The 21777-nt window shown below is 70.5% G+C and carries 22 protein-coding genes and 1 pseudogene; 8 read left to right on the forward strand and 15 right to left on the reverse strand.

Annotation, left to right across the window (positions count from 1 at the left end; all coding sequences use genetic code 11):
- Nucleotides 1–2: 2 nt before the first annotated feature.
- Nucleotides 3–1034: a DUF2510 domain-containing protein gene (locus tag SRB5_RS34380; protein WP_323378971.1), complete on the reverse strand. Its 1032-nt coding sequence runs from the start codon at nucleotides 1032–1034 to the stop codon at nucleotides 3–5.
- Here SRB5_RS34380 and SRB5_RS34385 point away from each other — a divergent pair.
- The gene (locus SRB5_RS34385; RefSeq protein ID WP_153457569.1) at nucleotides 1033–1527 is read left to right on the forward strand and encodes an SsgA family sporulation/cell division regulator; all 495 of its coding nucleotides are present in this window, start codon (nucleotides 1033–1035) and stop codon (nucleotides 1525–1527) included. The two genes, SRB5_RS34380 and SRB5_RS34385, sit on opposite strands and share 2 nt — an antisense overlap.
- Nucleotides 1528–1580: 53 nt before the next feature.
- Here the strand turns inward: SRB5_RS34385 and SRB5_RS34390 are convergent, their stop codons facing one another.
- Genes SRB5_RS34390 through SRB5_RS34400 form a run of 3 tightly spaced genes read right to left on the reverse strand, consistent with a single transcriptional unit; the run spans nucleotide 1581 to nucleotide 4563 of the window.
- Complete coding sequence (locus SRB5_RS34390; protein WP_153457571.1) at nucleotides 1581–2306, reverse strand: class I SAM-dependent methyltransferase; 726 nt, start codon at nucleotides 2304–2306, stop codon at nucleotides 1581–1583.
- Between the two features lie 32 nt (nucleotides 2307–2338).
- The gene (locus SRB5_RS34395; protein WP_323378972.1) at nucleotides 2339–3025 is read right to left on the reverse strand and encodes a tRNA-dependent cyclodipeptide synthase; all 687 of its coding nucleotides are present in this window, start codon (nucleotides 3023–3025) and stop codon (nucleotides 2339–2341) included.
- Nucleotides 3022–4563, reverse strand: coding sequence for a class I adenylate-forming enzyme family protein (locus SRB5_RS34400; RefSeq protein WP_194293118.1), 1542 nt, complete (start codon nucleotides 4561–4563; stop codon nucleotides 3022–3024). The genes SRB5_RS34395 and SRB5_RS34400 overlap by 4 nt, the downstream gene beginning before the upstream one ends.
- A gap of 387 nt (nucleotides 4564–4950) precedes the next feature.
- Here SRB5_RS34400 and SRB5_RS34405 point away from each other — a divergent pair, with 387 nt between their 5' ends.
- The 5 genes from SRB5_RS34405 to SRB5_RS34425 all read left to right on the forward strand — a co-directional run bounded on the left by SRB5_RS34405 (nucleotide 4951) and on the right by SRB5_RS34425 (nucleotide 11161).
- Nucleotides 4951–6402, forward strand: a complete 1452-nt coding sequence (locus tag SRB5_RS34405) for an MFS transporter (protein ID WP_153457574.1) — start codon at nucleotides 4951–4953, stop codon at nucleotides 6400–6402.
- 20 nt (nucleotides 6403–6422) lie between these two features.
- Nucleotides 6423–7544 carry a sulfite oxidase gene (locus SRB5_RS34410; RefSeq protein WP_153457575.1) on the forward strand — a complete coding sequence of 374 codons (1122 nt, stop codon included), beginning with the start codon at nucleotides 6423–6425 and terminating at the stop codon, nucleotides 7542–7544.
- 148 nt (nucleotides 7545–7692) lie between these two features.
- Nucleotides 7693–9477 (forward strand): DEAD/DEAH box helicase, encoded by a 1785-nt coding sequence (locus SRB5_RS34415; RefSeq protein WP_323378975.1) that lies wholly within the window; start codon nucleotides 7693–7695, stop codon nucleotides 9475–9477.
- Nucleotides 9478–9699: 222 nt separating this feature from the next.
- Nucleotides 9700–10359, forward strand: a complete 660-nt coding sequence (locus SRB5_RS34420) for an IclR family transcriptional regulator (RefSeq protein WP_323378976.1) — start codon at nucleotides 9700–9702, stop codon at nucleotides 10357–10359.
- 19 nt (nucleotides 10360–10378) lie between these two features.
- Nucleotides 10379–11161 (forward strand): S16 family serine protease, encoded by a 783-nt coding sequence (locus SRB5_RS34425; RefSeq protein ID WP_323378977.1) that lies wholly within the window; start codon nucleotides 10379–10381, stop codon nucleotides 11159–11161.
- On the opposite strand, the gene SRB5_RS34430 is transcribed toward SRB5_RS34425, so the two are convergent.
- From SRB5_RS34430 to SRB5_RS34460, 7 genes are all read right to left on the reverse strand, one after another.
- Nucleotides 11100–12389 (reverse strand): MFS transporter, encoded by a 1290-nt coding sequence (locus tag SRB5_RS34430; protein ID WP_153457577.1) that lies wholly within the window; start codon nucleotides 12387–12389, stop codon nucleotides 11100–11102. The genes SRB5_RS34425 and SRB5_RS34430 overlap by 62 nt on opposite strands.
- 21 nt (nucleotides 12390–12410) lie before the next feature.
- On the reverse strand, nucleotides 12411–12995 hold the full coding sequence (locus SRB5_RS34435; RefSeq protein ID WP_323378979.1) for an ArsR/SmtB family transcription factor: 585 nt from the start codon (nucleotides 12993–12995) through the stop codon (nucleotides 12411–12413).
- A gap of 64 nt (nucleotides 12996–13059) precedes the next feature.
- Entirely contained in the window at nucleotides 13060–14028 is a 969-nt protein-coding gene (locus tag SRB5_RS34440; protein WP_323378980.1) for a glycine betaine ABC transporter substrate-binding protein, read from the reverse strand.
- On the reverse strand, nucleotides 14025–14858 hold the full coding sequence (locus tag SRB5_RS34445; protein ID WP_407704029.1) for an ABC transporter permease: 834 nt from the start codon (nucleotides 14856–14858) through the stop codon (nucleotides 14025–14027). Before SRB5_RS34445 ends, SRB5_RS34440 begins: the two co-directional genes overlap by 4 nt.
- Entirely contained in the window at nucleotides 14855–15916 is a 1062-nt protein-coding gene (locus SRB5_RS34450; protein ID WP_323378982.1) for an ABC transporter ATP-binding protein, read from the reverse strand. Before SRB5_RS34450 ends, SRB5_RS34445 begins: the two co-directional genes overlap by 4 nt.
- Nucleotides 15909–16556, reverse strand: a complete 648-nt coding sequence (locus SRB5_RS34455) for an ABC transporter permease (protein WP_323378983.1) — start codon at nucleotides 16554–16556, stop codon at nucleotides 15909–15911. Before SRB5_RS34455 ends, SRB5_RS34450 begins: the two co-directional genes overlap by 8 nt.
- Nucleotides 16557–16563: 7 nt before the next feature.
- The gene (locus SRB5_RS34460; protein WP_153457579.1) at nucleotides 16564–17034 is read right to left on the reverse strand and encodes an Lrp/AsnC family transcriptional regulator; all 471 of its coding nucleotides are present in this window, start codon (nucleotides 17032–17034) and stop codon (nucleotides 16564–16566) included.
- 127 nt (nucleotides 17035–17161) lie between these two features.
- Here SRB5_RS34460 and hppD point away from each other — a divergent pair, with 127 nt between their 5' ends.
- The gene (gene hppD / locus SRB5_RS34465; protein WP_153457581.1) at nucleotides 17162–18307 is read left to right on the forward strand and encodes a 4-hydroxyphenylpyruvate dioxygenase; all 1146 of its coding nucleotides are present in this window, start codon (nucleotides 17162–17164) and stop codon (nucleotides 18305–18307) included.
- A 46-nt stretch (nucleotides 18308–18353) separates the two neighbouring features.
- Here hppD and SRB5_RS34470 read toward each other — a convergent pair whose 3' ends face one another.
- The 3 genes from SRB5_RS34470 to SRB5_RS37315 all read right to left on the reverse strand — a co-directional run bounded on the left by SRB5_RS34470 (nucleotide 18354) and on the right by SRB5_RS37315 (nucleotide 19989).
- A complete protein-coding gene (locus tag SRB5_RS34470; RefSeq protein WP_153457583.1) occupies nucleotides 18354–18887 on the reverse strand; it encodes a hypothetical protein in 534 nt (177 codons plus the stop codon).
- 123 nt (nucleotides 18888–19010) lie between these two features.
- Complete coding sequence (locus SRB5_RS34475; protein WP_153457585.1) at nucleotides 19011–19730, reverse strand: VOC family protein; 720 nt, start codon at nucleotides 19728–19730, stop codon at nucleotides 19011–19013.
- Nucleotides 19731–19854: 124 nt separating this feature from the next.
- Nucleotides 19855–19989, reverse strand: a complete 135-nt coding sequence (locus SRB5_RS37315; protein WP_267132638.1) for a hypothetical protein — start codon at nucleotides 19987–19989, stop codon at nucleotides 19855–19857.
- 31 nt (nucleotides 19990–20020) lie between these two features.
- Between SRB5_RS37315 and SRB5_RS34480 the strand changes: the two are divergent.
- Nucleotides 20021–20786 (forward strand): annotated as a pseudogene (locus SRB5_RS34480) (tyrosine-type recombinase/integrase); the annotation flags it as partial.
- A gap of 94 nt (nucleotides 20787–20880) precedes the next feature.
- Here SRB5_RS34480 and SRB5_RS34485 read toward each other — a convergent pair.
- Nucleotides 20881–21390 (reverse strand): hypothetical protein, encoded by a 510-nt coding sequence (locus SRB5_RS34485; RefSeq protein ID WP_153457587.1) that lies wholly within the window; start codon nucleotides 21388–21390, stop codon nucleotides 20881–20883.
- Nucleotides 21391–21777 lie beyond the last annotated feature (387 nt).

Here is a 21777-nt window from a genome sequence, read left to right on the forward strand (position 1 = left end):
GATCACCTCCTTTCTAAGGAGCACTTCTCCCGAACCTCTAGGTTCGGGCAGAGACCAGTACATCGGCGAACGTCCGATGCTGGAAGCTCATGGGTGGAACGTTGACTACTCGGCAAGGCCACGGATCCGTCGGTGCGGCGGACCCAGGAGGGGGTGCGGACGGGGGGCGTGCGGGACGCATCGGGAGCCGCCCGGCGTACGGCGCGGACGCCGAGCGTCTCGCGGTCCGGGACCGGGGCCGGGGCGGGCGGGGCGCCGGCGGGGGCGCCCCAGGCGATCGGCGTCGGCTGCGGGGGGCGTGACGCCTGCCAGGCGGACGCGGGCGGGGCGGCCTCCGGCGCCTCCTCGGGCGGGGCCGGGCGCTGCGCCGTCACCCGCGGGGTCTCCGGCGTCCCGCCCCAGGCGTCCGCCGCGCGGGGGTCGGCGGGCGTGGGGGTGGGGGTGGGCGTCGGGGTCGGCGTCGGAGGCGCCGGGGCGAGCTCGGGCGGGGCCGACGCCGCCGGGGGGAGCGCCGTGCGTTCCGGGGCCGGGGCCAGTTCCGTGAACCGCCGCTCCCCCGTGCGCATCTCGTCGAAGAACACCGGCCCCGTCTCCACCATCGCCGGCGGCGGCGGGGTCACCGCCGGGACCGGCGTGAGCGAGACGCCGGACGGGACGGGGGACGGGGCCTCCTCCGGCACCGGACGGCTCGTACCGGGCACCCAGGCCGTACCGCTCCAGTACCGGATGTAGCCGGGGATGGACGGGTCCGGGTAGTACCCGGGCCCGGGGATGCCGGAGCCGGAGGCGGGAGTCGGGGCGCTCATGTCGCCCACATTAGCGACCAAACCGGTCCCGGACGGGCGCCCTTGACGCACATCCCCCGATGTGCTGACAGCACCGTCATTGCTCCGACCGGGTATCCGTCGGGGGCCCCTGGCGCGCCGCGGAAGTTTTTCCGCGGAAGTCGCGTAAGAGCGCGCGATCCGGTCTCTCTCTATACCCGGCGGCGCGCCCCGCCGCCCGCCCGTGGACGAAGAAGGAGAGGGGACCATGCACACGCCCACGCACACCGAGGTGGTACGCGATCTCGACGTCAGACTGGTGCTGTCGCCGGACCGCGGCGTCGACGTGCCGGCCCGGCTGACGTATCTGACCGCCGACCCGTACGCCGTCCGCTTCACCTTCCACACCTGCTCGCCCGCCCCCGTGCACTGGACGTTCGCCCGCGAGCTGCTGGTGGAGGGGGTGTTCCGGCCGTGCGGCCAGGGGGACGTACGGCTGTGGCCGACGAAGGTCGACGGGCGGAACGTGGTCTGTCTGGCGCTGGCCTCCCCGGACGGCGACGCCCTGATCGAGGCCCCGGCGGCGGCCGTGTCGGCGTGGCTGGAGCGCACCATGCGGCTCGTACCGCCCGGCCGCGAGACGACCCGGCAGGAGCTCGACGCCGCCCTCGAACGCCTGTTGGCCCCCACGGTCCGGGAGGCCTGCGACGACCTGTGGGCGGCGGAGCCGTGGCCGTCGGAGGACCCGGGGCCGGAGGCGTGAGCGGCAGGCCGGGCGGTTCGCGCGGGGAGGAGGAACCGCCCGGCCGCCCGTCGTCAGGCGCGGTACGCGCTGAGCAGCAGGCTCGGCGGACTCTTCAGCAGCCGGTCCAGGTCCGCCTCGCGGCCGGTTCCCTCGCCGGTGTGTCTCAGGTCCTCCCAGCCGACCCGGGTGAACCCGGCCGACTCCACGGCCCGTACGAGGCTGTCGGGCGGCCAGTAGTGCACCGAGACCGTGGCGGGGGGCTGTGCGGCGATCGACACGGTGAACGGGGCGCCCTCGCGGCGGTCCTCGGGGAGGTCGACGACGAAGCCGAACTCCCGCGCCGCGTCCGGGTCCGTGTCGACGTTGCCGACATAGGCGAGGAGCCGGCCGCCGGGCGCGAGGTTGGCGGCGATCCGCTCGCACATGCCGACCAGCGCGCCCTCGCCGTCCGCGTAGTGCAGGACGTTGACGGCGACGGCCACGTCGAAGGAGCCGAGCACCGGCATCGCCGACACGTCGTGCACCTCGTACCGCACTCCCAGCGGCTCCGCCTTCTCGGCGGCCCGGCCCAGGGCGACCATCTCGGCGGAGGAGTCCGTGGCGACGACCTCCTCGGCCTCGCGTTCGGCGACCATCCGGGCGTAGACGCCGTCGCCGCAGCCGACGTCGAGGATCCGCTTGCCGCGTACGGAGCCCAGGGCGCGCAGGAACGAGGGGAATTCGATGTGTTTGCGGTAGAAGTGGATGATCTCCTCGATGTCGGTGAGCCGTTGTGCGAGCGCGTCGTATTGCGCCATGGGTTCCTCTCACTGTGCGGGTGGGGCCCTCGTCACGCCGGGCGGATCGTGGCGTACGCCTGCCGGGGCGAGGGCTGGAGCAGGGTGCTGCCGGAGAAGACGAGCTCCGCGAGGGGGAGTTCGCGGTGGTAGAAGTTGAGGGACGACGGGACGCCGAAGATGTCGCTGGAGGCGAGGAAGAAGGGGAGTTCGGCGGTGAGGTAGCGGGTGGCGCGTTCGATCTGGCCGTCGGTGGGCGGGCCGTCGTGGCCGCGTCCGCGCAGCACCTCGCGGCTCATGTCCGCGCAGACCCGGCCGAGTTCGCCGCCCTCGCGCAGGGCCTTCTCGCAGTCGGCGAGGGCGTCGCGGTAGACGTCGCCGGAGTCCAGCTCGGACATCCGGTGCAGTCCGTCGGCCTCCCGCGGGCCGCCGGTGGCCTGCCAGGCGCGCAGCACCCGGTTGCACAGGACGTTGATCTCGGCGCGGGTCTTCTGCGCCGCACGCCGCGGGGTGTAGCCGAGGGCGTGGTACGTGTGGGTGAGGCCGGAGTCCGGGACGACGACGTCGACGCGGTCGAACTCGCCGGAGAGCCAGCCCAGCAGCCGCTCGAGGGGTTCGCCGCGGAAGTAGCTGTTGCCGGGGCTGATCCCGCACACGACGTGTTCGCGCCGTTCCCAGATCCGCCGGGAGGCGTCGTCGAAGGGCTCGACGTCGAACGTCCCCGCGCCCGCCGGGTTCACGTCCACCTGCCGTGGCCGGGGTGGCCGGCTCCGGTCAGATGCTGTCTGCGCAGCTGTTCCCGGAGGATCTTGCCGGTGCCGGTGCGGGGCATCTCCTTGAAGCCGATGACCACGGGCTCGGCGAGCTCGGGGAGGCCGCGTACGGCCGTCTCCCAGACGTCCTTCGCCAGCTGCCCGTCGGGGCTGGCGACGACGGGGACCGGCGGGCTGCCGGGGACGGGGAGGAGGGCGATGTCGTGGCCGTCGGGGAGGCGGTCGACGAGGGTGTCCTCGAGCTCCAGACAGCTCATGCCGGTCGCGTAGTTGACCTCGCGGTCGAGGAGCTTGAGGGCGCCGGTTCTGGTCATGACGCCGATGTCGCCGGTGTTCCACCAGTCGCCGACGGCCTTCTCCTGCCAGCGCTCGGGCTCCTTGTAGTAGCCGACGCACCGGGCCTTCGTCCGCGCGAGCACGATCCCGGGTTTGCCTCTGGGCACCGGCGCGAAGGTCTGGGGGTCGACGACCTTGAGCTTGACGAACCCGGGCATCGGCCGGCCGACCTTGCGCGGGCCCGGCATCTCGTCGCGCCGCTTGTTGGCCTTGCGGCGGGTGATGGCGGTCATGCCCATGCCGCCGGTCTCCGACTGCCCGTAGCCCTCGCGCCAGACGGGGAAGCGGTGCCTGGAGGCGTTGAGGAAGGCGCGGATGACCGACCAGTGCATGGCGTCGAAGTTGCCGATGAACATCCGTACCGAGGCGAACGCGTCGCCCTGCCCCTGCCGGGTGAGCTCCGCCATGCGCAGGAAGTCGATGGGCAGTGCCTCGATGGAGGTCGGGCGGTGCTTCAGGAACATCGGGCCGACCGTTTCCGGGTCGTTCTCGCTCATCAGCAGCACCGTGGCGGGCGAGAGCGTCAGCACCGAATAGATCCAGGTGAACGAGCGGGCGTGGACGTACGGCAGGAACATCGCCACCGTGTCCTTGCGGCCGAAGGTGATGGGCGGCAGATGCCGGCACTCCAGGCGGGCCATCTGGCCCTGGAGTTTTTCCGGCGTGTACATGATGAGCTTCGGAATTCCGGTGGTTCCGGAGGTGTGCGTGAGCATCATCAGTTCGTCGTCGGCGCGGTGTACCGGGGGTGGGGCTGAAGCGCCGAGGACGTCCGTCAGGGATATCGCTTCGGGTATTCCGCCGTCGAGCGACAGGACGCGGTCGCTGAACTCGGAAAGGGCGGCGCCGTCGCTTCCGCGCTGTTCCAGCAGACGCCGGCCGCTCACCAGGAGTCTGGGTTCGGTGCGCTGCAGCAGGGGGCGTACGGTGTCGGGGTCCATCAGCCCCGACAGCATGACCGGGACGGCGCCGACGCGGACGCCGGCGGCGGCCAGCAGCAGGCAGTCGAAGTGGTTCTCCTTGTAGACCACGACCCGGTCGCCGGGCCGGACACCGGCCTCGTGCAGCGCTCCCGCGGTCGCCCGGACGACGTCGGCCATGGCCGCCACGTCGAGGAGGGTCCGGCCCTCGGGGTCGATGTCCATCGGGCGGCTCAGATGGAAGTCCATGGGCTTTCCGATTTCCGACCTGCGGTCGAAAAGAAGCCCGATGCTGGATTCCCATAACTTCATTGCAGGCAATTGATCCTCCCATTGTGTGAGGCGATCACCGCGAACGCGTCGAGAGTATGGTTTTGCCTTCTCGGGGGTCAAGGCGGCGTAAACACCAAATGACGGGGTTCGTCCGGCGCGGACCGAATGGTCGGAAATTGATCGGAGGATCCGTGCAACCGGAATGCAACCGGAATACAACCGGGGTGCAACCACAAAGAGCTGAACGCACGGCACCGGGTTTACGGTCCCCGGGCCGGGCCCTCGGACCTAGGACGGACGTCCCGTCCGGACCCCGTCCATATACAGGCGTCATTCGGGCCTACACCCCTTACCCTGACCCTCATGACCGACATAGCCGCCGATCAGGGCGTCAGCGCCGCCGCCCCCGCCGGGGAGTTCCCCCGCGAGCCCGGGGTGCTGGGCAGGCAGTACCGGGCGCTGAGCCTCGGCATCGTCACCGTGGTGCTCCTCATCGCGTTCGAGGCGACGGCCGTCGGTACGGCGATGCCCGCGGCGGCCAAGGCGCTGGACGGGGTGGGGCTGTATGCCTTCGCCTTCTCCGCGTACTTCACGACCGCCCTGCTGGCGATGGTCGTCTCCGGCCAGTGGTGCGACCGGGCGGGGCCGCTGAAGCCCCTGGCGCTGGGCATCGCGTGCTTCGTCGCGGGACTGGTGATCTCCGGTACGGCGAGCGGCATGTGGGTGTTCGTGCTCGGCCGCGCGGTGCAGGGGTTCGGCGGCGGGCTGGACATCGTGGCGCTGTACGTCGTGGTCAGCAGGGCATACCCGGAGCGGCTGCGGCCGTCGATCCTGGCCGCGTTCGCCGCGTCGTGGGTGGTGCCGTCGGTCGTCGGACCCCTCGCGGCCGGGGCGGTCACCGAGCACGCGGGCTGGCGGTGGGTGTTCCTCGGCATCCCGCCGCTGGTGGTGCTGCCGCTGGTCGTCGCGCTGCCGGCGATACGGCGCCGGGCGAACGGCCCCGTGGACCCGGACAAGGTGCCGCCCGTGGACCGGCGGCGGATGAAGCTGGCGTTCGCCATCGCGGCCGGCGCGGGGCTGCTGCAGTACGCGGGGCAGGACGTCCGGTGGGCGTCCCTGGCGCCGGCGCTCGCGGGGGTGGCGCTGCTGGTGCCCGCGGTGCGGGGGCTGCTGCCGCGCGGGACGTACGCCGCGGCGCGGGGGCTGCCGACGGTGGTCCTCATGCGGGGGATCGCGGCGGGGTCGTTCATCGCGGCGGAGTCCTTCGTACCGCTGATGCTGGTGACCCAGCGGGGGCTGTCGGTGACCGAGGCGGGCATGTCCCTGGCCATCGGCGGGGCGTCGTGGGCGTCCGGCTCCTGGCTGCAGGCCCGGCCTCGGATGGAGCGGCACCGGGAGCGGCTCGTACGGGTGGGGATGTGCCTGTCCGCGGCCGCGATCGCCGCGGCGCCGCTGGCGCTGGTGGAGGCGGTGCCGCCGCTGGCGTTCATCGCGGTGCTGTGGCTGTTCGGGTGCTTCGGGATGGGGATGGTGATCTCCGCGACGAGCGTGCTGCTGCTGAAGCTGTCGCCGCCGGCGGAAGCGGGGAACAACACGGCCGCGCTGCAGCTGTCCGACAGCCTGTCCAACGTGGTGCTGCTGGCGGTCGCCGGGGTGGTGTTCGCCGCGCTGGGCGGCGCGGCGGTGGGTGACGGCCCGCTGTCGGCCGCGGCGGCGGACGGGGGGCATCCGTGGGCGTTCGCGGCGGTGTTCCTGCCGATGGCGGCGGTAGCGCTGGTGGGGGCGGGGGTGGCGGGGCGGCTGCGCGTTCACTGATCCGCGACCACAATGCCCCCATGGGAACACGCATCGGAGATGTCAGCACGCCCTCCCGGGTCGCCGCGCCCGACGAGGGGATCGGCCACGACGAACTCGCGCTCGCGGCACGCAACCACGGCCTGCCGCTGGAGGCGCTGCGGTACGACGTGACGCCCCCCGGCCTGCATTACGTGCTCACGCACTACGACGTCCCGTTCACGGACCCGGAGCACTGGGAGCTCACGATCTCCGGCCTCGTCGACCGGCCCCTGACCCTCACCCTCGACGAGCTGAGGGCGCTGCCCTCCGAGACCCACCGCGTGACGATGGAGTGCGCCGGCAACGGCCGCGCCCGCCTCACGCCCCGCCCGGTGAGCCAGCCGTGGCTGACGGAGGCCGTGGGGACCGCCGAGTGGACGGGCGTACCGCTGCGGGAGCTGCTCGCGGAGGCGGGGGTGTCGCCGGACGCGGTGGACGCGGTCTTCACCGGCGCCGACCACGGCGTGGAGCGGGGGGTGGAGCAGGACTACCAGCGGGCGCTGTCCGTGGCGGACGCGATGGGTGAGGCGCCGGTGCTGGTGGCGTACGCCATGAACGGCGCCCCGCTGCCGCCGCAGCACGGGAGCCCGCTGCGGCTGGTGGTCCCCGGCTGGTACGGGATGGGGAACGTCAAATGGCTGCGCGACGTCCGGCTGACCGGGGAGCCGTTCGACGGCTTCCAGCACTCCGCGTACCGCTACCGCGCGTCGGCCGACGACCCGGGCGTCCCGGTGACGAGGATGGCGCCGCGCGCCCTGCTCGTACCCCCCGGCTTCCCGGACTTCATGTCCCGCGCCCGCTTCGTCCCCCCGAACCCGATCCGCGTCGAGGGCCGCGCCTGGTCGGGCCACGCCCCCGTCACGTCGGTGGACCTGAGCACGGACGGCGGCACCACCTGGACCCCCGCCACCCTGGAGGACGACCCGACCACCCACCCCTGGGCCTGGCGCCACTGGACAGCGGACTGGACCCCCACCCCCGGCACCCACACCCTGACGGCCCGAGCCACGGACGCCACGGGCGAAACCCAGCCCCTGGAGGAGCCGTGGAACCGGGGCGGCTTCGGCAACAACCTGGTCCAGGAGGTCAGGGTGGTGTGCGTCCGCGGCATGGACGGCTGATCCGGACGCACATGTGACCTGGCTCCCACTCCCGGGCGGTACCCCCGCGTATCCCCGGGGTGGGAGGCGTCGTCCCGGTAGGCTGACGCGGTTGCCGCGCGGGGGTTCCCGGCGGACGTGAGATGTCGTCGACCAGCCTGCGGAGACCGTGAGTACCGCCACCTCGCATCATCTGTCCCCCGCCTTCCCCGGCCGCGCCCCGTGGGGTACGGCCGGGAAGCTCCGTGCCTGGCAGCAGGGGGCGATGGACGCCTACCTGAGCAAGCAGCCCCGGGACTATCTGGCCGTGGCGACGCCCGGCGCCGGGAAGACGACGTTCGCGCTGACCCTCGCGAGCTGGCTGCTGCACCATCACGTCGTGCAGCAGGTCACCGTCGTCGCGCCCACCGAGCACCTGAAGAAGCAGTGGGCGGAGGCGGCGGCGCGTATCGGCATCCGGCTGGACCCCGAGTACAGCGCCGGACCGGTCAGCAAGGAGTACCACGGGGTCGCCGTGACGTACGCCGGTGTGGGCGTCCGCCCGATGCTCCACCGCAACCGCTGCGAGCAGCGCAAGACCCTCGTCATCCTCGACGAGATCCACCACGCCGGCGACTCCCGCTCCTGGGGCGAGGCCTGCCAGGAGGCGTTCGAGCCGGCCACCAGAAGGCTCGCCCTCACCGGCACCCCCTTCCGCTCGGACACCAACCCGATCCCCTTCGTCACGTACGAGGAGGACCGCGAGGGCATCCGCCGCTCCTCCGCCGACTACACCTACGGCTACGGCCACGCCCTCGCCGACCACGTCGTGCGCCCGGTGATCTTCCTCTCGTACAGCGGCAGCATGCGCTGGCGCACCAAGGCCGGCGACGAGATCGAGGCCCGCCTCGGCGAGCCCATGACCAAGGACGCCACCGCGCAGGCCTGGCGCACCGCCCTGGACCCGCGCGGCGAATGGATGCCGAGCGTGCTGCGCGCCGCCGACCAGCGCCTCACCGAGGTCCGCAAGGCCATCCCGGACGCCGGGGGTCTGGTCATCGCCACCGACCAGGACTCGGCCCGCTCGTACGCCAAGCTGATCCGCGAGATAACGGGCACCGGGGCGACCGTCGTCCTCTCCGACGACACCGGCGCCTCCGACCGGATCGAGGAGTTCCGCGAGAGCGAGGACCGCTGGATGGTCGCCGTCCGCATGGTGTCCGAGGGCGTCGACGTCCCGCGCCTGGCGGTCGGCGTGTACGCCACGACGATCTCCACCCCGCTGTTCTTCGCCCAGGCGGTGGGCCGTTTCGTACGGTCCAGGCGACGCGGCGAGACCGCGTCCGTGTTCCTGCCGACGATCCCCAACCTCCTGCAGTTCGCGCACGAGATGGAGGTCGAGCGCGACCACGCCCTGGACAAGCCGAAGAAGGACACCGAGGAGGACCCGTACGCGGAGTCCGAGAAGGAGCTCGCAGAGGCGGAGAAGCAGCAGGACGAGGACACCGGCGACCAGGACATGCTGCCCTTCGAGGCCCTGGAGTCCGACGCCGTCTTCGACCGGGTCGTCTACGAGGGCGCCGAGTTCGGCATGCAGGCCCACCCCGGCAGCGAGGAGGAGCAGGACTACCTCGGCATCCCCGGCCTCCTCGAGCCCGACCAGGTCCAGATGCTCCTCCAGAAGCGCCAGGCCCGTCAGATCGCCCACAGCAGGAAGAAGCCGGCCGAGGAGGCCGACCTCCTCGAACTCCCCGCCGACCGCCGCCCCGTCGTCACCCACAAGGAGCTCCTCGAGCTGCGCAAGCAGCTCAACTCCCTGGTCGGGGCTTATGTCCACCAGAGCGGCAAACCGCACGGAGTGATCCACACGGAGCTGCGCCGCGTGTGCGGCGGGCCACCCAGCGCCGAGGCGACCGCCGGACAGATCCGGCAGCGGATAGCGAAGGTGCAGGAATGGGCCACCCGGATGCGGTGATCAAGCCGGATCGGCGCCCGGATTCTGGACGGGGTCTTCCGCTCAGCGGTGCGGCTCGCTAGGTTTCCCGTCACCGAAACTTTCTGTGAGGTGACTCACGGACGTTTCACGGAAATCGAGAACGCTCCGGGGCAATGCCGGCCCGGGGCGCGCCGGTGCCCTGCGACCGGCGGCGTCACCTCCGGGACCCCGGGAACAGCCGCCAGACCCCGAGGAGGCGGCGTGACCGCGGAGACCTCCCAGACCCTCGACAGAGGGCTACGTGTACTGAAGCTGCTGGCCGACACCGACCACGGTCTGACCGTCACCGAGCTCGCGACCAAGCTCGGCGTGAACCGCACCGTGGTCTACCGGCTGCTGGCCACCCTCGAGCAGCACGCCCTGGTCCGCCGCGACGTCGGTGGCCGGGCCCGCGTGGGCCTCGGCGTCCTGCGCCTGGGCCGTCAGGTCCACCCCCTGGTCCGGGAGGCCGCGCTGCCCTCCCTCCGCGCGCTCGCGGAGGACGTCGGCGCGACCGCCCATCTCACGCTCGTCGACGGCAGCGAGGCCCTCGCGGTGGCCGTGGTGGAGCCGAGCTGGACGGACTACCACGTCGCGTACCGCCCCGGCTTCCGGCATCCGCTGGACCAGGGCGCGGCGGGCCGGGCCATCCTCAAGGGCCGGGGCCTGGGCGCCGGCGCCACGCACGACGACGCGGCGTCCGCGTACGCGTTCACGCACGGCGAGCTGGAGGCCGGCGCGTGCGGCGCGGCGGCGCCGCTGCTGGGCGTGACGGGGATCGAGGGCAGCGTGGGGGTCGTGATGCTGTCGGACACGATCCCGGAGCAGGTCGGCGTACGGGTGGTGGACGCCGCCCGGGAGGTGGCGGCGGCCCTCAGCTGAGGTCCATTAGATTGACCCCGTGCGCACACCCAGGCTCTCCCGCCCCCTGTACCTCTCGCTCTGCGCGCTGCCGCTGCTCGGGCTGCTGGCGGCGGCCGTCTTCGCGCCGCTGCCGTTCTCGATCGCCTTCCCGGGGTCGACGACGGACGTCCTGGGCAAGGACAAGGGCGGCGAGCCGGTGATCACGGTCACGGGCGCGAAGACGTACCCCACGCGGGGCCAGCTGCGGATGACGACGATCACCGCCACCTCCCCGGACACCACCGTCCGGCTGCCCGATGTGGTGGGCAGCTGGTTCGACAAGGGGGAGGCCGTGATGCCGCGGGACTCCGTGTACCCGGTGGGCGACTCCGTGAAGGAGATCCGCGAGTACAACGACGAGGCCATGCGCGACTCCCAGTCCGCCGCCACCGCCGCCGCCCTGAACCACCTGAAGCTCGACCCCGAGAAGGTGAAGGTCGACCTGCGCCTCGCCGACGTCGGCGGCCCCAGCGCGGGCCTGCTCTTCTCCCTGGGCATCATCGACAAGCTCGGCGCCGACGACCTCGCCGGGGGCCGGGTCATCGCCGGTACGGGCACCATCGACGCGGCCGGGAAGGTCGGCGCCGTCGGCGGGGTGCCGCTGAAGACGCAGGCGGCTAAGCGGGACAAGGCGACGGTGTTCCTCGTACCGAAGGCGGAGTGCTCGGAGGCGGAGGCGGAGCTGCCGTCGGGGCTGCGGCTGGTGCCGGTGACGACGCTCAGCGGCGCGATCGACGCGCTGGGGGCGCTTCGGTCGGGCGGGAAGGTCCCGTCGTGCTGACGGACGGCAGGCTGTCCATCGTGCGCCAGACCGGGAAGATCGCCGGGCACAGGGTCGTGGCGAGGTAGATCCCGCCGAGGGTCAGCAGGCCCGCGGTGAGGCCGGCGGCCTCGGTGAGCAGACCCGTACCGAGCACGGCGAACGGGATGACGGCCATCACACCGGCCTGGGTCACGCTCTGCACGCGGCTGCGCAGCTCCTCCGGGACCAGCTCGAAGAGGAGCGGGCCGAGGATCGGGTTCAGCACCCCGGCCGCCGTCCCGCCGACGGCCATCACGAGGGCCAGCGGCGCGAACTCGGGGACGAGGACGGCGAGGAAGAACCGCGGGGCGCCGTCGATCAGGAAAGCCGCCGTGTACACCGGCCAGCGGCGGAAGCGGCCCGCGAGATGCCCGTACACCAGCGAGCCGAGGACCGCTCCCCCGCCGAAGATCCCGGCGAGCAGGCCCATGCTGACCGAGCCGCCGAGGTTGGTGTCGGCGTGCAGCGGCAGCAGGACGGACGTCCAGCCGTGGTTGAGGCCGTTGGTGACCGTCACCATCAGCACGATCGCCAGCAGCAGCCGGGTCCGGCGGAGGAACCGGAAGCCCTCGCCCAGCTCGCTCCGGTACGTGCGCAGACTGACCCGCGGCGCGTCCTTCACCGGGGCCGCCTGCGGCAGCCCGCGCAGCCCGACGGCGATCAGGGCGGCGGAGGCCAGGAACGACGCGGCGTCCACCCCCAGCGCGACGGTCGGCCCGAAGGCGGCGATCAGCACGCCGGCGAGCGGGGCGCCGAGGAGGCGGGCGAGCTGGCGGCAGCTCTCGAAGTACCCGGCGACCTTGGCGAGATCCCGCCCCGCCAGGTCGGCCAGATGCGGCATCAGCACCCCCCGCGCGACCTCGCCCGGGGAGCGTCCGAGACCCACGACGGCGACCAGGACGCACAGCATCCAGTACTGCAGCACCCCGGCGGCGTGCAGCACGGGCACCAGCCCGGTGGCCAGGGCACCGGTCAGGTCGGTGAGGAACGCCACCCGCCGCCGCCCGAGCCGGTCGATGAACGGCCCGCCCAGCACGGAGGCGACGACGAGCGCCAGCCCCTCGAAGAAGGCGACCAGGCCCATCCGGGCGGCGCTGCCCGTGGTCTCCAGCACGAACAGGGGCACGGCGATGAGGCTGAGCGAACTGCCGGTGACGGATATGACGTTGGCGGTGAGCACGGCGGCCAGCGGCCGGCGGTCGGTCATATGGATCCCCCCTCGTTTGATTCAGTCGTTCTGCTGCGGGAAGCCGTGCAGATGGATGCGGACCTCGCGGGAGCCGGCCGTGTCCTCGGGGACGCGGTCCTCGTACTCGCGGATCACGTCGAACATCCGGTGGTACAGCTCGTACGCGAGCTCGGGCGTGAGCCGGACCTTGAAGTTGCTGAGGGTCCAGCGGTCGCGCCACTCCTTGGGCCAGTCGCGCATCGCGGCGAGCGCGGCGCCGACCTCGAGGGTGTGCTCGGCGGCGATCTCGTGCAGATAGATGTCCATGGCGCCCCTGACCTGCGGATCGGGGCTGTCCAGGAACTCCTCGGCGCTCTCGATCTTCAGTCCCTGGTAGGCGCGCCGCCACCAGCGCTCGCGGCCCTTGCCGTGCTCGGGGTCGTCTTCGATGAGGCCGACGGCGGCGAGCTGCCGCAGGTGGTAGCTGGTCGCGCCGCTGGATTCGCCGAGCCGGTCGGCGAGTTGGGAGGCGGTGGCGGGGCCGTGCTCGCGCAGGGCGTTGAGCAGGCGCATCCGCAGGGGGTGCGCGAGGCCGCGCAGGGACTGCGGGTTGAGGTCGTGGAGCTGCTTGCCTGATTCGGTCACGGAGCTACCGTACGACTTGCAAAGAACCTTTGCATAGCTTTTTTGCAAAAGACCTTTGCAACTCTCAGCCCTCCTTGACGAACCCCTCCTCCACCAGCCAGTCCAGCGCCACGTCGTGCGGCTCGCGTCCGTCGACGTCGATCTCGGCGTTCAGCCGCTGGGCGACCTCCGTCGTCAGCTTCTTCGTGATGGGGTTCAGCACGTCCGCGATCCGCGGGTGCTCGCGCAGTGTCTTCTCGTTGACCATCGGGGCGGCGTTGTAGTTGGGGAAGAAGTTCTTGTCGTCCTCCAGCACCACCAGCTTCAGCGCCGGGATCCGCCCGTCCGTCGCGAACACCGAACCGGCCAGGCACGTCCGCCCGTTGGCGGTCTCCGTGTAGACGATGCCGAGGTCCATCTTGCGGATCCGCCCGGCGGGGACCTTCATCCCGTACGCCTTCGCCATGCCGGGAAAGCCGTCGTCGCGGGTGGCGAACTCCGCGCCCATGCAGTACGTGACCTTCGCGCCGCTGTTGTTCAGCCGCGCCAGGTCGGAGAGCGTCCGCAGCTTGTACCTGGTCGCGTTGGCGTGGTTGACGGCCATCGCGTACGTGTTGTCGAGGGGCGCCGGGGGCAGCCAGTCGATGCCGTTGCGCCTCAGGTCCTCGGCGCGCAGCTCGCGCCACTGCTCCTTCGGGTCGCGTACGGGGGTGTCGTGGCCGAGGTAGGTGATCCAGCCGGTGCCGGTGTACTCGTACATGAGGTCGGCCTCCCCGGTCCGTACGGCCTCGCGGGCGCCGATGGAGCCCTGGATGCCCGTACGGTCGACGACCGACGCCCCGGCGGCCTTCAGCGCGAGGCCGGCGATCTGGCCGAGGAGCAGCTGCTCGCTGAACTCCTTGGACGTCACCGTCAGATCGACGCCTTCCAGGGGCTTCCCCTGCCCGACGCTCCCGGGCGAGACGGCCGTGACGAAGGGCGAGCCGCTGGACAGCCCGCAGCCTCCCAGCGCGACGAGAGCCGCGAGGACGCAGGTCAGCCGGGCGTGCCTCACCGGCTCACCTCCAGCCCCTGCGGGCGCAGCAACAGCTCGGCCAGCGAGGCGAGCCAGTCGACGAACAGCGCGAGCGTCACCGTCAGCACCGACCCGAGGATCAGCACCGGCATCCGGTGGTTCGTGATCCCGGAGGTGATCAGGTCGCCGAGTCCGCCGCCGCCGACGAAGAACGCCAGCGTCGCCGTACCGACGTTCAGCACCAGCGCCGTCCGCACCCCGGCGAGGATCAGCGGGACGGCGAGCGGCAGCTCCACCTTGCGCAGCACCCCGCGCTGCGACATGCCGATGCCGCGGGCCGCCTCGATGAGGGTGGGGTCGATGGTGCGCAGCCCGGCGATGGTGTTGGCGAGGACGGGCAGCAGCGCGTAGATCGTCATGCCGACGACGGCCGCCTTCATGCCCACGCCGACCCAGATCACCAGCAGCGCCAGGATGCCGATGGACGGCGACGCCTGGCCGACGTTGGCGACCGCCATGGCCACCGGCTGGACGCGGCGGAAGCGGGGGCGGCTGAGCAGGATGCCCAGCGGGATGGCGATGATCAGGACGAAGAAGGTGGAGACGGCGGTGAGCCAGATGTGTTCGCGCAGCCGGATCCACATGTTGCCGCCGGCCAGGGAGTTACGGGACACGGAGTCGAGGTCCGTGCCCTCGTACCAGAGCCAGGTCACGAGCAGCACGAACGCCAGCACCGCCGGCATGAACACCAGCTTGCGCCAGGTGATCCGCCGCGCGCCGGGCCCCGGCAGCCGCTCCTCGACGGCGGCCTCGTCCTCCAGTACGCCGACGGGCCGCGGATTCTCCCCGCCGCCGGGCACCCCGCTCACGCCGCGCCTTCCCGCCGGGACTCCGCCGACTCGCGGAGGTGCTCCTCGGCGGCCAGCCGGTCGGCCTGCAGCATGTCGTGCACGGCGGCCGTCAGGGACGCCATGTCGACGACCCCCAGCCGCTCCCCGTCGGGTCCGGTCACCGCCGCCCGTCCCGCGGGGTCCGTGAGCACCGCCTCCAGCGCGTCGCGCAAGGTGGCGTCCTCGGCGAGGCTGCGGCCTACGGGGGCGCCGTTCGCCGCCTGTACGCCGGCCAGGTCCCGTACGCGTGTCAGGTTCAGCCGCTTGAGGGCGGCGCCCGCGCCGACGAAGCCGGAGACGAAGTCGTCGGCGGGGCTGGCGAGGATGGCCTGCGGGGTGTCGAACTGGGCGATGCGCGAGCGTTCGCGCAGCACCACGATCCGGTCGCCCAGCCTGATCGCCTCGTCGAAGTCGTGCGTGACGAAGACGATCGTCTTGCGCAGTTCCCGCTGCAGCCGCAGCAGCTCGTCCTGCAGACTGGCGCGGGTGATCGGGTCGACGGCCCCGAACGGCTCGTCCATGAGCAGCACCGGCGGATCCGCGGCCAGCGCCCGTGCCACCCCGACGCGCTGCTGCTGCCCGCCGGACAGCTGACGCGGGAACCGCTTCCAGTACTCCCCCGGCTCCAGGCCGACCAGCGTCAGCATCTCCTCGACGCGGGCGGTCACCCTCTCCTTGTCCCAGCCGATCATCTTCGGTACGAGGGCGATGTTCTGGGCGACGGTCATATGGGGGAAGAGGCCGGAGGACTGGATCGCGTACCCGATCTTCCGCCGCAGGCCCACCGGGTCGATGCCGGTCACGTCCTCGTCCGCGATGAGGATGCGGCCGGCCGTCGGCTCGATCAGCCGGTTGATCATCTTCAGTACGGTCGACTTGCCGCTGCCGGACGGCCCGACCATGACGAGCAGCTCGCCGGGCTCGATGTGCAGGCTGATGTCGTCCACCGCGGGGAGCGTGGAGCCCGGGAAGGTCTTGGTGAGGTGCTCGAGCGTGATGGCGGCGCCGGAAACCCCGTCGGTGTGTACGTCAGGCACGGATCCCCCTGGAGATGGTCAGCCGTCCGAGGAGGACGTAGGCGGCGTCGAAGAGCAGCGCGAGGACGATGATCCCGAGGGTTCCGGCGAGGACCCGGTTGAGGGCGTTGGCGCTGCCCAGGCCGGAGATGCCGCGGAAGATCTCGTTGCCGAGCCCCGGGCCGGAGGCGAAGGCGGCGATCGCGGCGATGCCCATCAGCATCTGCGTGGAGATCCGGATCCCGGTGAGGATCGGCGGCCAGGCGAGGGGCAGCTCCACCCGCAGCAGCCGCTTCATCCGGGACATGCCGATGCCGTCGGCGGCGTCGATGAGCTGCGGGTCCACGCCCCGCAGCCCGACGATGCCGTTGCGGACGACGGGGAGCAGCCCGTACAGGATCAGCGCCGTGACCGTGGGCGGGACGCCCAGGCCCATGATCGGGATCAGCAGACCGATGAGGGCCAGGGAGGGGATGGTCAGCAGCGTCGAGGTGGACGCGATCGCGAGGTTCCCGGCCCATTCGGTGCGGTACGTCAGGACGGCGATGAGCACGCCGAGGAGGGCGGCCGCGATCATGCACTGGAAGACGGCGGAGGCGTGCTGGAGACCGTCGGCGAAGAGCTGCGCCCTCCGGCTGCCGAGGTACTCCCAGAAGCTCACCCTGCCCTCACTCCTCCAACAGCGCCGCCTGCTTCACCAACGGGACGATCCGTAGCGGAACGGGGTTCTCCATGACGATCGCCGTGGAGGCCCGGACGATGCCATCAAAACCCACGACCCGGTCGATCACCCGCTGGAGATCGGCGTTCGAGCGGGCGACGAGACGGCAGAGCATGTCGCCGTGCCCGGTGATCGTGTGCAGCTCCAGCACCTCCGGGACGGCCGCCAAGTGGGCCCGTACGTCGGCTCCCTGACCCTGGCTGATCTCCAGCGTGGCGAACGCGGTCACGGGGTAGCCGAGGGCTCCGGGATCGACGTCCGGGCCGAATCCCCGGATGACTCCATTCGCCTGAAGCCGGTCCAGCCGCGCCTGCACGGTCCCCCGGGCGACGCCGAGGCGGCGGGAGGCCTCCATGACGCCGATCCGGGGCTCGGTGGCGAGGAGGGTGAGGAGGCGGCCGTCGAGACCATCGATCATGAGTCACCTTTCGTGACGGTGGTCACACCGTACAGATCTGGCCCGAGTGGGCCCTTTCAGCTGTACAGAATGCCCAGCCAATCCCGGAAGTGTTGCGCACCTAGCGAATCGGCGCGACTCTTCGGCCATGACTGAGATCCAGGATCACCCCACCCCCACCCCCCGGCAGGACGACCCCTTCCCGGTCAAGGGCATGGACGCGGTCGTGTTCGCGGTCGGCAACGCCAAGCAGGCCGCCCACTACTACTCCGCCGCCTTCGGCATGAAGCTCGCCGCCTACTCCGGACCGGAGAACGGCAGCCGCGAGACAGCCTCGTACGTCCTGGTCAACGGCTCCGCCCGGTTCGTCTTCACCTCCGTGGTCAAGGCGTCCACCGAGCGCGGCAAGTGGCTGGAGAACCATGTCGCCACTCACGGCGACGGGGTGACCGACCTGGCGATGGAGGTCCCGGACGCCCGCGCCGCGTACGCCCACGCGGTGTCGATGGGGGCGACGGGCCTGGAGGAGCCGTACGAGCTGACGGACGAGCACGGCACGGTCGTCCTCGCCTCGATCGCGACGTACGGGGAGACGCGGCACACGCTGGTCGACCGCTCGCGCTACTCCGGCCCGTACCTCCCCGGCTACGTGGAGGCGTCCCCGATCGTCGAGCCGCCGGCGCGGCGTACGTTCCAGGCGATCGACCACTGCGTGGGAAACGTCGAGCTCGGCAAGATGAACGAGTGGGTGGGCTTCTACAACAAGGTCCTGGGCTTCACGAACATGAAGGAGTTCGTCGGCGACGACATCGCCACCGAGTACTCCGCCCTCATGTCGAAGGTCGTCGCGGACGGCACGCTGAAGGTCAAGTTCCCGATCAACGAGCCGGCCGAGGGCAAGAAGAAGTCGCAGATCGACGAGTACCTGGAGTTCTACGGCGGCCCCGGCGTCCAGCACGTCGCCCTCGCCACGAACGACATCGTCAACACGGTCCGCACGATGCGGGCCTCGGGCGTCGAGTTCCTGGACGTGCCGGGTTCGTACTACGACACCCTCGGCGAGTGGGTCGGCGACACCCGGGTGCCGCTCGACGAGCTCCGTGAGCTGAAGATCCTCGCGGACCGGGACGAGGACGGGTATCTGCTGCAGATCTTCACGAAGCCGGTCCAGGACCGCCCGACGGTCTTCTTCGAGATCATCGAGCGGCACGGGTCGATGGGCTTCGGCAAGGGCAACTTCAAGGCACTTTTTGAAGCAATCGAGCGCGAACAGGACCGTCGAGGCAACCTGTAGCGCTCAGGTCACGTCTATACGCGCGGACCCACCGCGCCGGTCAGGTTCATTCGGGGGAGTTGACCGGCGCGGTGTCTTTTTCTTGTACGACCTTCTGTGCCGCCTCGAGCTGCTTGATCTGCCGCCGCACGATGTACAGCGGGATGACGCCGAAGACGCCGAACGAGATGTCGAGCAGCGTCCACCAGAAGGGGATGTCCCGCACGGGCCCGGCGAAGACGGCGAGGGGGACGATCATCGCGCAGGCGATCATGCCCCATTCGATGACCCAGATGTTGCGTACGGGATCGCGGTACGGCCCGATGAACGCGACGGCGATCACCAGATGCGCGAAGGCGAGCCAGTCGGTCCCGTAGGCGATGAACGGGTACTGGGCGTCGGTCTCCTCCAGCCCCGTCCGCACCCGGGCGATCCACTCGACGAGCCCGTCGGGGGCGAAGGAGATCCCCCGCACGGCGTCGTCGAGGATCCGCACCTCGGTCTGCAGGGGGAAGGCGGTGACGCCGCTCAGCACCAGCCCCACGATGAACACGACCAGCCAGACCCGTATACGCCGTTCGAGGCGCGCCCCCACGTCCATGCTCCCGAGGGTACGCCGCGCCTCTCAGGCACCCCGGGTTGGGCACCTCTTCTCGGCGCCCACCGAGAGCCGACCTGCACAAACCTGGCCGGTAACACCGAGAAAGGGTGCCCGATCATCCCTCTAGCGCACGGGGAGGACGCTGAACTCGGTGCCGTCGGGGTCGGTCATCTCGACGTGACCGTCGTCGCCGGTGCCGACGTGCTTGGCGCCCAGGGATACGAGGCGGGCGATCTCGGCGTCGCGGTCCTCGCCGGCGGGGACGACGAGGTCGAAGGTCAGCCGGTTCTTGCCCTGCTGGGGCTCGACGGGCGGCCCACCCCAGGTGATCTTCGTGCCGCCTTCGGGGGCCTGGATGGCGGTCTCCTCGTCCTGGTCCCAGACGAGGGGCCACCCCAGGGCCTCACTCCAGAAGTACCCGACGGCCTGCGACCCGTCACAGGCGAGGGCACCGATCTGCCCGGTCCCGGCGAGGAAGTTGTTCCCGGCCTCGATGATGTCGAGCTCGTTCCCGTCGGGATCGGCAAGCACCACGTTGGGGGCATCGGACCCCTGCCCGATATCCAGATGCCGCCCCCCGAACACCAGCACCCGCTCCACGATGGCCTGCTGCTCCTCATCGGTGGCGCTGGTCAGATCAAAGTGCATCCGGTTCTGCCCAACCTTGGGCGCCTGACTCTCCACAAACCGAATCCGCAACTGCCCCACGTCCCCCGCAGGCAACTCCACCCCACCACCCCTGGCCCCCGGGTCGACTTCCCGCCCCAACACCCCACCCCAGAACCGAGCAAGCTCCGCGGGCCGCGTGGCCCCGAAGCGGATCGCGTAGAGCTGACTGGCCATCCCTGGCTCCCATCCGATTGACGCCACGACGGACCCAACCCTAGGAAGCCTCCTCCGGCCCCGCACCCGGATTTGCCCCTGCAGCGACGGCCCTACGAGGGCGCCTCCGGACGGGGCCACACCTTCAGGCGCTTGCTGACCACGCGTCCTCCGCCCACTGCCGGTCGGCGTCAGAGGTCGGATCGTCCAGGCGGTCTTCCTCGACGATCTCCCGGAGCTTCGCCAGGGCGAGCCAGCGTTCGAGGGCCTCGGAGACCACAGAGGAGAGGCCGGACTTGCCGGTGCGGTCCTCACCGCTGACCCCGGCTTACGTGCACTCCGTGCTCAAGTCCGCCCTGGAGCATGCGGTACGCGAGGAGGAAAACCCGCGCAACGTCGCCCGCAACGTCCGCACTGGGACACCCCGCCCCCGTCGCTTCGAACCCCTCACCGCCGACGAAGCCCGCAAGTTCCTGACCGCCGCCAGCGGCCATCGGTTGCAGCCGCTGTTCGAACTCGCTCTGCATACGGGGCTCCGCAAGGGCGAACTCCTCGGCCTGCGCTGGGAAGACCTCGACCTGGTCGGCGGACTCGCGAGCATCCGCCGTACTCTCCAGCGGACCAACTCCGGCGGCCTGACAGCCCTCCCGACCAAGACCAAGAGTTCCGAACGACGCATCGCCCTGCCGACACCGTGCCTGCGCTCCCTCGAACAGCACCGCAACCGGCAGCGTAAAGAACGCGACCCGACGGAGCCCCGATCGAAGGAGCCACGCTGACCCGGCACTTCAACATCCTGCTCCGCCAGGCAGGACTCCGCCGCATCCGGTTCCATGACCTCCGGCATTCGGCAGCCACCCTCCACCTGGAGCAGGGCGTGGAACTCGTCGTGATCAAGGAGCTGTTTGGGCCACGCCCATATCGGCGTCACCGCCACCGTGTACGCCCACGTCCGGCTCCGCCTCCAACGCGATGCCATCGACCTCCTCGGCAACGCCCTCCACAACCCCCGTCGGGACCACCGGCAAGCCCGACGAAGGCAACGAACCACCGCTCTGCGCGGCACCCGTCCGCTGACGTTGCCGTCAACTACTGCCGTCAAGAGCCCAGAAGCCCTCCCCAGGACGTACCACGGGGAGGGCTTCTATCATTTGCGCTTATTCACAGAGCGCTAATTGAGGCCGCTATAAAGAATTACCTCTTCGCGCGCCGGTCCGGTCACGGGAATCCGCTTCCACCACCATTCCCGTTCACTTCCAGGGCGAGCGTCCACCTTTTCAACACGGAGCAGATCATCCGGCTCCGTGAAGGAGATAAAACGGCTGTCGATTTCCGAGAGGAGGATTTCGAAGCGGGATCTCAGTGCGACCTCAAGAGCACTCAGTCCACCCTGGATGAAATCCCGGAGGACCAAAGCAGCAACCAAGTCGTGCACCCCCCATACAGACCTGTCCGAGCTGGGCAAGGAGAGATCTTCCTCAAGCTTCTCTACGTGAGCCTTCCAAGAAGCCAGAAGACAGGGAAGGGTAATACTCCGCTGACGAGAGAGGTGGACGACCACCCCCTCCAATGCGCGAAGATCATCGGGGGACATTCGTCCAGAAATCCAGGACAGGTCAGAATTAGTCACGACGGTCACGGCTTTCCAAGCGAGCCGGGGTAATAGGCCGTACTTTTCCACGGCATATCATAGTTGACAATTACCCTGACGCCACCGTGGTCAAACTGGGCAGAGTTCTGTTTCCCTATACGAACCGGCCCAGCCTTGCGCAAAGTCGTCTCAATTTCCGCCTGACTTGGTCTACCCATCGCCGGGTTCCCACCTCCTGTGTGTCCATGAACAAACTGCACGATCTCATCAAGCGAGTAGTCAGAGCCATGAAAACCGTCTCCACCAGAACGATTCCCGGGCCTGTCGCGTGGTTTGTGTATGCCCGGTATGACCGGTTGGCATCAGAGTGACTGGTGCCGGGAAGGATCATCATGGGCAAGGCACGTGGCTCCCACAACAGTTCGGACATCGTACGCACGGGAGCCGAGTTGATGCAGCAGCAGGAGAAGGACGCGG

The sequence above is a fragment of the Streptomyces smaragdinus genome, from assembly GCF_009604385.1.
GTDB classification, from domain to species: domain Bacteria; phylum Actinomycetota; class Actinomycetes; order Streptomycetales; family Streptomycetaceae; genus Streptomyces; species Streptomyces smaragdinus.